10 protein-coding genes are annotated in these 11,543 nt (G+C 53.7%); 9 read left to right on the top strand and 1 reads right to left on the bottom strand.

What is annotated here, in order from left to right; genetic code table 11:
- Positions 1–433: 433 nt before the first annotated feature.
- From ACNRUY_RS18095 to ACNRUY_RS18135, 9 genes are all read left to right on the top strand, one after another.
- The gene (locus ACNRUY_RS18095; RefSeq protein ID WP_488113054.1) at positions 434–1,408 is read left to right on the top strand and encodes an AAA family ATPase; all 975 of its coding nucleotides are present in this window, start codon (positions 434–436) and stop codon (positions 1,406–1,408) included.
- A gap of 4 nt (positions 1,409–1,412) precedes the next feature.
- Entirely contained in the window at positions 1,413–2,345 is a 933-nt protein-coding gene (locus tag ACNRUY_RS18100; RefSeq protein WP_488113055.1) for a DUF58 domain-containing protein, read from the top strand.
- 17 nt (positions 2,346–2,362) lie between these two features.
- Positions 2,363–2,839 carry a DUF4381 domain-containing protein gene (locus tag ACNRUY_RS18105; protein ID WP_488113056.1) on the top strand — a complete coding sequence of 159 codons (477 nt, stop codon included), beginning with the start codon at positions 2,363–2,365 and terminating at the stop codon, positions 2,837–2,839.
- Positions 2,832–3,863, top strand: a complete 1,032-nt coding sequence (locus ACNRUY_RS18110; protein ID WP_488113057.1) for a vWA domain-containing protein — start codon at positions 2,832–2,834, stop codon at positions 3,861–3,863. Before ACNRUY_RS18105 ends, ACNRUY_RS18110 begins: the two co-directional genes overlap by 8 nt.
- Positions 3,860–5,752, top strand: coding sequence for a vWA domain-containing protein (locus ACNRUY_RS18115; RefSeq protein WP_488113058.1), 1,893 nt, complete (start codon positions 3,860–3,862; stop codon positions 5,750–5,752). Before ACNRUY_RS18110 ends, ACNRUY_RS18115 begins: the two co-directional genes overlap by 4 nt.
- Positions 5,753–5,874: 122 nt before the next feature.
- Positions 5,875–7,599, top strand: a complete 1,725-nt coding sequence (locus ACNRUY_RS18120) for a BatD family protein (protein ID WP_488113059.1) — start codon at positions 5,875–5,877, stop codon at positions 7,597–7,599.
- A gap of 49 nt (positions 7,600–7,648) precedes the next feature.
- Positions 7,649–8,203, top strand: a complete 555-nt coding sequence (locus tag ACNRUY_RS18125; protein WP_488113060.1) for an RBBP9/YdeN family alpha/beta hydrolase — start codon at positions 7,649–7,651, stop codon at positions 8,201–8,203.
- 228 nt (positions 8,204–8,431) lie between these two features.
- Positions 8,432–9,586 (top strand): hypothetical protein, encoded by a 1,155-nt coding sequence (locus ACNRUY_RS18130; protein WP_488113061.1) that lies wholly within the window; start codon positions 8,432–8,434, stop codon positions 9,584–9,586.
- A gap of 182 nt (positions 9,587–9,768) precedes the next feature.
- A complete protein-coding gene (locus tag ACNRUY_RS18135) occupies positions 9,769–10,854 on the top strand; it encodes an NAD-dependent epimerase/dehydratase family protein (protein ID WP_488113062.1) in 1,086 nt (361 codons plus the stop codon).
- An 18-nt stretch (positions 10,855–10,872) separates the two neighbouring features.
- Here the strand turns inward: ACNRUY_RS18135 and ACNRUY_RS18140 are convergent, their stop codons facing one another.
- Complete coding sequence (locus ACNRUY_RS18140; RefSeq protein ID WP_488113063.1) at positions 10,873–11,421, bottom strand: hypothetical protein; 549 nt, start codon at positions 11,419–11,421, stop codon at positions 10,873–10,875.
- Positions 11,422–11,543 lie beyond the last annotated feature (122 nt).

An 11,543-nucleotide genomic window follows, 5' to 3' on the forward strand; every position in this document is an offset into this window, starting at 1 on the left:
GCCGAAAGGAAGAGAAAGCTGACCTGAATCTCTGAAACAGAGATCAGCTCACCCGGTTTTACACAAACTTTAATCAACCTTGGCACTCTGGCCTCCCCGGTTGATATATAGCTTGTTATCTTCTCAGGGTTGGCCATTAAAGGTTGGCTAATGACAGTTATCGATTGGGTTAGAAAGCCCCGAACTCTGATTACCGGGATGTTTTTCTTTGTGCGGTTTGTGCAAAAACGAGTTTTAAACCCGGTGTTATGCCTGAGCAGTCATGAACCGGAAACAGTCATGAACGAAAACAGCCGTGAGCAGGAAATGCGGCGCCCGAGTCATGAAAATAACGGCAGAACACAGTGCTTGTAGCGAAAAAAATGCCCATAGCGAAAGCAAAGCAGCGGCATTTTCACAGTTAAAGAACGAAGTCCAGGTTGGAATAGACAGAATGTCCCCAAGTGATTTGACAAACTCCGTGCTCAATCAGTTAAGACAGACCCTTGCCAGCAGTATCATTGGTCAGGAACACCTGATCAACCGGCTGCTGATTACCCTGCTGGCCGATGGCCACCTGCTGGTGGAAGGCGCACCGGGACTGGCCAAGACCCGTGCCGTCAAAGCCCTGGCCGAAGGACTGGATGCCAGCTTTCACCGGGTTCAGTTCACTCCGGACCTGCTGCCTGCGGACATCACTGGCACCGATATCTATCTCCCGGAAGACGGGAGCTTCCGCTTTCAGCCCGGCCCGATTTTTCACAACCTGGTACTGGCCGATGAAATCAACCGGGCACCGGCCAAGGTGCAATCCGCATTGCTGGAAGCCATGGCTGAGCGCCAGGTGAGTGTCGGACGCAAGTCTTATCCTCTGGACACCGTCTTTATGGTCATGGCCACCCAGAACCCCATTGAGCAGGAAGGCACATACCCTCTACCCGAGGCCCAGCTGGACCGTTTTCTGATGCACGTCCGGGTGGACTACCCGGATGTAGAAGCTGAACGCGCCATCCTCCGCCTGGCCAGGGGGGAAGCCATGGAGAAACCGGCCCAGTCCCATGGAGAGCCCCTGAAACAGGAAGATATCCTGGCGGCAAGGCAATCGGTATTGGCCACGCATATGGAACCGGTGGTGGAGGAGTACATTGTGCAACTCATCAATGCTACCCGGAACCCTTCTTTATACAATGACCAACTGGCCAGCTGGCTGGAATACGGAGCCAGCCCGAGAGGAACCATCGCCCTTGACCGCTGCGCCCGGGCCCACGCCTGGCTGGACGGCCGGGATTACGTCAACCCCGATGACGTTCAGGCTGTAGCCCATGATGTACTGCGCCACCGGCTGCTGCTCACCTTTGAAGCAGAAGCGGCCGGCAAGGGGGCTGACGAAATCATCAGCCAGTTACTGAACCTGGTACCTGTGGCCTGATTCCATGAGTGGCGCTTATTGTTCTCTCCAGGAGCTGGTCAGCCTGAGGTTTCAGGCCCAGAACCTGCCCCTGTTCCGCCCGGAAACCAGCCGTCACCAGATGTCCGGCGGTGCCCGTTCTCCGTTCAAGGGTCGCGGCGTGGACTTTGAAGAGGTCCGGGCCTATCAGTTCGGTGATGATATCCGCTCCATTGACTGGCGGGTCACGGCCCGGCGGATGAAACCCCACACCAAGGTCTTTCGGGAAGAAAGGGAAAGACCCGTCATGGTGCTGCTGGACCAGAGTCACGGAATGTTCTTTGGCAGCCAGCTGAACTTTAAATCAGTGACCGCTGCTGAAACAGCTGCCATGCTGGCCTGGGCCACCCTGAACCACGGGGACCGGATCGGTGGAGTGATCTTCAATGAACACGAGCTGACTGAAATCCGCCCCCGACGCTCCAAAAAGGCCCTTATGCACCTGTTCAGCCAGACAGAAACCATGAACCGGAAGCTGAGCGCCAGGGCTCCTGCCGGGGTAACCGGCAATCACCTGGCCAAAGCGCTCAGGCATATCCGCCGGGTGGCTCACCCCGGTACCCAGCTGTTTATCATCAGCGATTTCACCCATCTAGATGAAGAAACTGAACGACACCTGGCAAGGCTGGCCCGTCACTGCGAACTGCTGGCCATACAGATCAGTGACCCCCTGGAACAGGAACTGCCACGGCCCGACAGATACCTCATAACCAACGGGGTGCACCGGCAGGCCATTGACACCCGGCAGACATCCATCCGACTGCAATTCCGCCGCCGACATCTTGAGCACAGTGAACAGTTGGCCCGGCAGCTGGGCCGTTACCGGGTGCCGCTGCTTCCCATGACCACCAGCGAAGCCACCGGTCAGCAACTGTTATCCCTGTATGGTGTTAAGAACAGCGGTGTAAAGACGAGATAAACGATCCCGAGAAACAAATGGAAGGACAAAACCCCCTCGACCAGCTGCGCCCCAACCACCTGCCCGACCCGGTCAGCTTCTGGCCCCCTGCGGCAGGCTGGTGGATCGTCGCCCTGCTGGCTGTCACTCTGCTGGCCCTGGCTGGCTTTCTGTTGATCCGTCACTGGTATCGCAACCGCTATCGAAAAGTGGCGGCCCGGCAGGCACGGACGATTCTCGAGCATTTCCAGCAACACCAGAGTGAACGACAGTTCGCCCATGACTGCAACCGCCTGTTAAAACAGGTGGCCCTGCACGCTTTTGGTGATCAGGCGGTTGCCGGACTCTATGGCAGTCACTGGCTGGCCTTTCTGGCCGAGACCGGCCAGTCTCCAGAGTTTCTGGAAGACAGGGCACAGGCATTGGGAGAGAACCGATTTAACCCTGGCTGCACGCTGGACGTCTCCGGCCTGCACCAGCTGACTTTACGCTGGATCAAGAAACATCATGCTTGAACTTCAATGGCCCTGGCTGCTACTGGCCCTGCCCCTGCCCCTGCTGGTTTACCGCTTTGCACCACCAGCCAGCCACAACAGTGGCTCAGCCCTGCACATTCCCTTTTATCAGGCGCTGGCATCCCTGGCCCGGGAGCAGACCCCGGATACCTCCCGCCCCCCCGGAACGCGAGTGCTGCTTCCCGGACTGATCTGGGCATTACTGGTGCTGGCCGCCAGTCGCCCGGTATGGCTGGGTGACCCCATAGAGCTGCAGGGCAGTGGCCGGGACCTGATGATGGCCGTCGACCTGTCCGGCAGTATGGAGATCAACGATATGGAACTGAATGGTCAGCAGGTGGACCGTCTGGTGGCCACCAAAGCGGTGATGAATGATTTTATTGAGCGGCGCCGGGGGGACCGCCTGGGCCTGATCCTGTTCGGCAGCAAGGCCTACCTTCAGACCCCGCTCACTTTTGATCGACAGACCGTGAAAACCCTGATGGACGAGTCCAGCATTGGCATGGCGGGCAATAAAACCGCCATTGGTGATGCCCTTGGTCTAGCCGTAAAACATTTGCGCAAACGTCCTGAAGACAGCCGGGTACTGATTCTGCTCACCGATGGCGCCAACACCGCTGGCGAAATATCCCCCCTCCAGGCGGCCCAGATAGCCCGGGAAGAAAACATTAAAATTTACTCCATCGGGCTGGGGGCAGAAGAAATGATTGAGCCCGGTCTGTTCGGCTCCTCTTTTGGCGCCCGCAGAATCAACCCATCCGCTGACCTGGATGAAAAAACCCTGACCGAAATGGCCACGCTGACCGGCGGCCGCTACTTCCGGGCCCGCAATCTTGAAGAGCTGAATAATATCTATGCCCTGCTGGATGAACTGGAACCGGTGCTTCAGGATGAAGAAACCTTTCGTCCGGAAAAATCCCTGTTCTTCTGGCCCCTGGGCCTGGCCCTGCTCCTGAGCCTGATTCCAGCCCTGCAGAGAGTGAGCCTCTCCAACAGCCTGTTTAAACGGAGGGTGGAATCATGAGCGAATGGATCAGCCAGTTTCACTTCCTCAGGCCGCTCTGGCTACTGATGATTCTGCCCTGTGCCGTTCTGGTAAGCCTGCTCTGGCAACAACATTCGCCCAAAGGCAGCTGGCAGAAAGTCATTGCACCGCAACTGCTCCAGCACCTGCTTCAGGACAGGCAGCAACAGGTCGGACGCTGGCCCCTGGTAATAGTAATGTCCAGCTGGGTAATTGGCTGCCTGGCACTGGCGGGCCCTGCCTGGGAGAAACAACCCACTCCCGTGAGCAAAAGCCTGCACCCCCTGGTTGTGGCAGTGGATATGTCCTATAGCATGTTTGCTTCAGACATCACACCCAACCGGCTGACCCGTACCCGCTATAAACTGCAGGATCTCTACAAACTCAGGTCGGACGGTGTGACGGCTATTGTCGCTTATGCCGGCTCGGCCCATACTGTTGCGCCCCTGACTGATGACGGCCGAACCCTGGCCAACCTGACCAAAGCCATGGTTCCTACTATTATGCCGGTTCAGGGGAATGAGCCTCAGACAGCCATCCGCCAGGCCCTGGAGCTTCTTTCCCAGGGCAGCAGTGGCAGCGGTGATATCCTGCTGGTCACCGGTTCGATGACAGACACTCAGGCCAATGAGATCAATGAACTGCTGAAAGACTCTCCGACGCGACTGTCGGTATTGGGCATTGGCACCCACCAGGGTGCCCCCATTCCTCTTCCGGAAGGGGGCTATCTTAAAGATACCCAGGGCACCATACTGGTTCCCCAGCTGGATGAGGAGCGCCTCAGTCTGCTGGCCAGGAAAAACCATGGCCAGTATCGTGCATTGACAGTAGACGACAGTGATATTCGTGCCCTGATTCCCAGGGTGCAGGTCAATGACCCGACCCGGACCGTTGAGCGGGACTTCGATCAGTGGCAGGACGCTGGCGCCTGGCTGGCATTGCTGCTGTTACCCGCAGCCCTGCTGGGATTCCGGCGCGGCTGGCTGGTTCTGCTGCTGGTGGCCACACTGCCTGTAACCCAGGAGGCAAAGGCCTTTGGCTGGAAGGACCTCTGGAAGACCCGTGACCAGCAGGCTCAACAGGCCCTGCAGCAGGGGGATCCGAAAAAAGCGGCCGAGTTGTTTGACAGTCCGGACTGGAAAGCCCAGTCCCTTTACCAAAGCCAGCAATACGAAGAAGCGGCCAAAGCCTTTGGCCAGGCGGGCGACATAAACGACAGCGCCACAAATGACTATAACCGTGGCAATGCCCTGGCCAAAGCCGGCAAATTAAAAGAAGCCCTGGAGTCCTACGACAAAGCGCTGAAAAAAGACCCCAAGCTGTCCGATGCCCAGTTCAACCGAAACCTGGTTGAGCAACTGTTGAAACAACAACAGCAACAACAGAAAAATCAACAGAACCCGAAAAACCAGGATTCACAGAACCAGAAAAAACAGGACCAGCAGGATCAAGCGAAAGGAGACGATCAGAACCCCGAGCAACAACAGAGCAATGGTCAACAGCCTCCCTCTTCCGATAACCCCCAGCAGCAGACAGAAGGTTCCCAGGAGAAGCAACCGCCTGAACAGCCTTCAGACCACTCTTCCGAACAACAGCAACAAGCTGCCAATCAGCAGGACAAAAAGCCTGGAGAGCATCAGGATCAGCAACAACCCTCGACTCAGAAGCACGACAAGCCCCAGCCGGACGACAACAGCCGTCAGCAGGATCTGGCGAAACAGCAGAAAGGCATAGACTCTAAAGAGCAGTCTCAGCCGTTATCTCCAGAAAAACAGGCCGTGGAGAGCTGGCTGCGCACCATCCCCGATGACCCGGGGGGACTGCTGCGTCGGAAATTCCTGAAACAACAGCAACAGCAGCAAAAGGCTGGGCAGGGAAGAACATGGTAAATCAACAATCAGGAAGCACGGCGAACCTACTGAAGACCCTGACAATGACTCATACAGCCACGCATTCAAAAATGCCCATAGCAAACGGAACAAGCCCCTTAGCCAGCTATTTCTCTGTGATAATGGCGTTACTGATACTGGCTATTCTGATCATGCCATCGCCCACCTGGGCCGCTTTCACTGCCAGTGTTGACCAGACCATTATTGCCAGCCATGAATCCATTGAGCTCACCCTGAGAACCGATCAGGACACCAGCGCAGCCCCCGATCTGAAGCCTCTGGAATGGAGTTTCGATATTCTTGGTACCCGCCAGAGCCGGCAGGTTCGCATTATCAACGGCCGCTCTGAGTCTTTTCGGGACTGGATTGTCACACTGATGCCCAAGCAGACAGGAACCCTGGTCATCCCCCCCCTGTCCCTGGGCAGTGAAAAGTCGGAACCGATCACCATCAGTGTCCGAAAGAACCTTAACGACGGCTCCGGCAGTCAGACCAGCCCGGTATTTATGAAAGCTGCAGTCAGCAGTGAAAGCATCTATGTGCAACAGGAACTGGTCCTGACGCTGCAGATTCTCTATCGGGTGCCATTATACGACGAAAACCGCTTAAGCCCCCTTGAGATCGACGACGCCATTATCCAGCAGCTGGGCGAAACCCGGAAGTACGATACCGTCATCGAAGGTACCCGATACAGCGTCTTCGAACTGAAATACGCCATTCATCCCCAGAAGATCGGTCGGATGGATATCCCCTCCCTGACTTTCTCCGGGGTCATTGCCGAAAACCGCGATCCATTTGGCAGCCTGTTTTCCAGTGGCGGCAAGCCCATTGTGGCCCGCTCACCGCAAATCACCATTGAGGTCAAACCCCAGCCGGACACTTACCCCAACCAGACCTGGCTGCCCGCCCGGAACCTGGATATCACCGAAACCTGGAGCCAGTCACTGGATAACCTGAAAGTAGGGGATGCCATTACCCGGACCATTACGGTAGAGGCGGATGGCCTGGGTGCCGCACAACTTCCTCCGGTATTAATGCCACAGCCGGAAGGGGTCAACAGCTACCCGGATCGCTCCAACACCAAAGATATGGCCGGTGCCGATGGCATCAAAGGTCAGCGCACTGATTCCATTGCCATGATTCCCACCCGGCCGGGAACCATTCACCTGCCCGCTGTCAGTGTCACCTGGTTCGACACAGAATCCGGTGAATCCCAAGTGGCCAGCATCCCGGAAAAAACCATCACAGTCCTGCCTGCAGAAAATCAACAGCCATCCATTGCACCTCCCGTTGCCACCTCTCAGACAGAAACTGGCGCGCCCCAGGTGGAATGCCCTGAGCCACTGACCAGCGGGACGTTGGAGAGCGCTCCCTCCAGCACCCTCTGGCAGCTATTAACCGCCCTGTTCGCCCTGCTCTGGCTGGTGAGCACAGCCCTTTGGTTACGAGAAAAGAGGCAGACATCATCCCTTTCCGTCACCCCTGAACCATCTCCCACACCCGGAAAGGCGGTTAAACCCAATGCCTCCAGTGAAGCAAAAGCCTTTGTCAGCCTTGAGTCCGCCTGCAAAGGAGGGAATATCCGGGAAGCCCTGGAGCTACTGAAAGCATGGAGCCGCCTTTATCTGAAAGATAACGGCCTGGTCACCCTGACCCAGTGCCTGGACAAGCTGGACTCTGATGAGCTGAAACTGCTGTGTAATGAGCTGAACCGCGGTCTTTACTCCGGGGAGTCAAGCTCAGTGGAGTTAAATACCCTGTTGGATCTGTGCCGAACATTACGCACCGGAAAAAAACCCGATAATAAACGTCATGGGCTGACTGACCTTTACCCTTCGAAAGGCTGACGGAATCCACTATATTGGTAGTCGAACCAGTTAGCAGGGGACCAGCCTTTTGAAGGTTATTTTTATTCACGGCAATGGTGGGTGCACAGCATCCCACCACTGGTATAAAGCGGTTGCCGGGGAACTGAAGGAGCAAGGCCTGGATGTTGTATTGGAAGACTTTCCGGACAATCAGATAGCCCATGAAGCTATCTGGCTCGATTTCCTGGAAAATCAGCTGGGTGCCGATCAATCTTCAATCCTGGTCGGCCACTCATCCGGTGCCGTTGCCGCCATGCGTTACGCTGAAAATCATAAATTATTCGGGTCTGTCCTGGTAGCAGCCTGCCATACCGACCTCGGAGACCCCATCGAAAAGGAAAGTGGCTACTACAACCGCCCCTGGAACTGGGAGGCGATCCGCTCCAACCAGCAGTGGATTATCCAGTTCGCCTCAGTGGATGACCACTGCATTCCCATCGAAGAAGCCCGTTACGTCCGTGACCATCTTCAGCCGGAGTACCACGAATTCACCCACCGGGGGCATTTTATGGGGAGAGGCTCCGGACGGAAAGGATTTCCAGAACTGGTGGGTGCCCTGCTTCTAAAAGCCTCCCAGAAGTGATAGTCAGAAGCCCTCTGATAGAACTTTATGCTCAACGTGAAGTCTCACAATTATCGTCTACGTTTAAAGTTCTTTATCTGAAGGGCTAGTCCAATGAAACGATTACTGACCACCATTCTGTCCATCATGGCAGGATTGACTCTTTATCAGCCCCTGGTTCAGGCCGGAATTGATGTTCCAGTCTCTCTGATCACTTATGAAAATAACGCGAGCACCATCACTCTGCTGGTGGACGACCAGGGAAATATTCAGGGATCCGCCGCTGCTGACCTGACTGATATAAAAAATACCGGTCAACCTGGTAATCTCAATTTCAAAGATTCAGAGGTGACGCTTTTTGCCAATACCTTAAGCAATTTTCAGGGACAGCATTTTAACCTGTTTGATACCCCCCCTCAGATTAATCTTAAAGGGGCTTTGACCGGACTTGCCGGATACGATCAATTCAAATCGGATGATATTGTAAACCCTTACCAGGATGGCAAGACCACAACAAAGTCTCAGTACTTTACTGATGCCTCCATGACTCAATTGAAGTCACACTGGTTTAACTTACCGGATTCCACGGCATTTAAATTAATGTCAGATGGAAAACTGATCGCCCATGCAGCAAAGTTTTCTAGAACCGAGCCTTATCAGGACGTAGATCTTGTTCAGCTAACAACCTGTGCAGTGTATTATCAGGTTCGCGAGGGTGCGCTGGTTCCTGGCTCAAGCCGCTCTCCCAAAAACCCCAAAGATGGCGGCTACTTCCAGTTAGGCGCAATAGTGCATGATAACTTTACCCATGTACCGGACAACTGCCCTGCAGCAATCAAATTTGAAGATGATGTGCTGGAGGCAATTGCCAAAGTCCTTGCAGTGGTCGATCAATACCAGATGCTTGCCCCTGGCGCTCCCTTGGCCATTCCAGCAGCCAGCGTTAAGTTACTCAGTGCACTTCCCACCAAAAAATACCAGCACTACTTTGAGCGTCTAAAAAAAGGATTTGCCAATGAAAAAGGGTATGCTGCGGTTCAACCTATTCTCCGCCTTTCCCCTCCAGAAGGTGTATCTCCGGAAAAATGGCATAATGCCAGAGAAACACTTGAGTCTTATATCAAGAAAGTGGTTGATCAAATTGCCGCTTTGATTAACAGTGCCCATAGTGAAAAACCAAGTCCCGAGAGTATTCCATTAGTCCTTCTGGGTGAATTCCCTCTACAACAGTTGGGGATGGAAGATTATCTTAAAAAGGAAATCAGCTCTGAAACTGATAGAAAGCGTCTTAAAGTAATGTCAGACATCCAGTTCAGAAAATCCCTTGCCAAAGCCGGGTTAGAACTGCTCTACCCTACCCAGGCAAGCCGGTCAAGTGAGCACACAGTAAAACCCGAACTCTAAAAATTAAGCCGCTCTCTGATATTAGACATACATGTTCCCTCATATGGTTGGCCCGGCTGCCCATGACAGGCATCCGGGTCATTTACACCATACCAAAACTAATCCATTTGCAGTATGTTTCCTGAGGAAAGATCCTCAAAAATAGTCTCCAAATAACAACAATCAAGCAGTGTCCCAGCATTATGACGAATCCTGAACACCTTCCTGAACCCGTGGAACTTGGCAACGTTCTGGTCACCGGCGGAGCAGGCTTTCTAGGCACTAACCTGGCCAGAGAACTGCTTGACCGTGGTCATCACGTCCGTGTTTTTGACCTGGCTGAGAGCCCTCTGGAGCATCCGAATCTGGAAAAAATACAGGGCAACATCTGTGATACAGCCTTGGTGACCAAAGTCTGTGAGGGTATTGACACCGTTTTTCATACCGCTGCCATCATTGAAATTCGCTCTGCCCGGGTGGTCAGTGCCGCCGTAAAAAAGCGGACCTACGATATCAACCTGGGAGGCACCCATAATATCGTGGATGCCTGCCTGAAACAGGGCGTGAAACGACTGGTTTACACCAGCTCCAACAGTGTGGTGATTAACGGCCAGCCCATTGCTAACGGCAACGAGACACTGCCTTATGTGGTTGACGGCTTCCGGGATTTATACACAGAGACGAAATCCAAGGCGGAACAGCTCGTGCTGTTTGTTAATGGCAAAAATGGCCTGTATACCTGTGCCATTCGTCCCAGTGGTATCTGGGGGCCTGGAGACCAAACCGTTTTCAAGCAAATGATTCAGGAGCTGATCAAGGGCTCCTTCAAAGCGCTGGTGGGGGATGGTCAAGCACGACTGGACAACTCTTACGTCCATAACCTGATCCATGGAAAACTCCTGGCAGCCAGCCAGCTCAGTGAACAGGGTAACGCCTCGGGACAGGCCTACTTCATCAATGATGGTGAGCCTATCAATATGATGGAGTTCTCCCGCCCTCTGGTGGAACAGCTGGGCTACCCTTACCCCACAAAGCGAATTCCCTATCCCTTGATCAAGGCCATCGTTTCAGCCTGGGAGAAGTTGCACCAATGGTTTAAGGTAGGAGAGCCACCCCAGTCGACCCTGGCGCTTGAGCGAATCGGTATAGACAACTTTTTCAGCATTGAAAAAGCCCGCACCGACCTGGGCTATAAACCTCTGTATACGACAGAAACGGGTATGAAAGAGGCAATGCCTTACTATAAGAAACTGCATCAACAGATGAAAAAAGAGGCGGAAGCGGCCTGAGCCGCTTTCAGAAAACCGTTACCATGGGTTTATTGGCAATAGCAAATGTGCAGCTCCAGGCTCTGGAGACAATGACGTTGCCTGCTGTCCACCGGGATTGAGAGGCATCCGGAATACAGGAAAAATAAGAAACAATATTCGTGGTTGTGGAGCCGTCAATGCTTCATCGCTTACACGCTCAATTCTGACCCATGGCTCTTCTGAAGAGGTACCAGACTGATTTATCACTATCCGTCCTGGAAAGAATGAACCCGGAGACCAATCATAGTGAAGGCATAAACCACTCCATGGGTCACGAAAATCAAAACCCTCTGCATTGGATGATATCTCCTGAATCCCCATAAAGGCAGACTCGCTGGATGCAAAGTAAGCCTGCATTCCACCAGGACGCTCACCCGGTCCTTGATTCAAGGCTATATCCATCACCAGGCGTAAAGCATTAAAACCAACAAAAGGAGCTTCAGGCCGTCGAGTAATTAAAAATAAATCGTAGATAGGATAACTCTGAAGGCTTTCCATAATGTGCTGGGAAAGTACCACTGGAGGCTCAGCTGGACTTAGATGCATTAGTTCAGATCTGATCTGACAATTCCCTCTTCAAAAAAGGGAAGGGTTACCGATTTAGATAGAGGGTGAAATCACTGAAATCTAAATCGTAAAAAGGTAACCCTTATGATTCATACTAATCA

It is taken from the genome of Endozoicomonas sp. Z74 (genome assembly GCF_057680865.1).

Coding starts and splice junctions, on each gene's coding strand:
- ACNRUY_RS18095 (WP_488113054.1), top strand. CDS start 434: ATGTCCCCAAGTGATTTGACAAACTCCGTGCTCAATCAGTTAAGACAG.
- ACNRUY_RS18100 (WP_488113055.1), top strand. CDS start 1,413: ATGAGTGGCGCTTATTGTTCTCTCCAGGAGCTGGTCAGCCTGAGGTTT.
- ACNRUY_RS18105 (WP_488113056.1), top strand. CDS start 2,363: ATGGAAGGACAAAACCCCCTCGACCAGCTGCGCCCCAACCACCTGCCC.
- ACNRUY_RS18110 (WP_488113057.1), top strand. CDS start 2,832: ATGCTTGAACTTCAATGGCCCTGGCTGCTACTGGCCCTGCCCCTGCCC.
- ACNRUY_RS18115 (WP_488113058.1), top strand. CDS start 3,860: ATGAGCGAATGGATCAGCCAGTTTCACTTCCTCAGGCCGCTCTGGCTA.
- ACNRUY_RS18120 (WP_488113059.1), top strand. CDS start 5,875: ATGGCGTTACTGATACTGGCTATTCTGATCATGCCATCGCCCACCTGG.
- ACNRUY_RS18135 (WP_488113062.1), top strand. CDS start 9,769: ATGACGAATCCTGAACACCTTCCTGAACCCGTGGAACTTGGCAACGTT.
- ACNRUY_RS18140 (WP_488113063.1), bottom strand. CDS start 11,421: ATGCATCTAAGTCCAGCTGAGCCTCCAGTGGTACTTTCCCAGCACATT.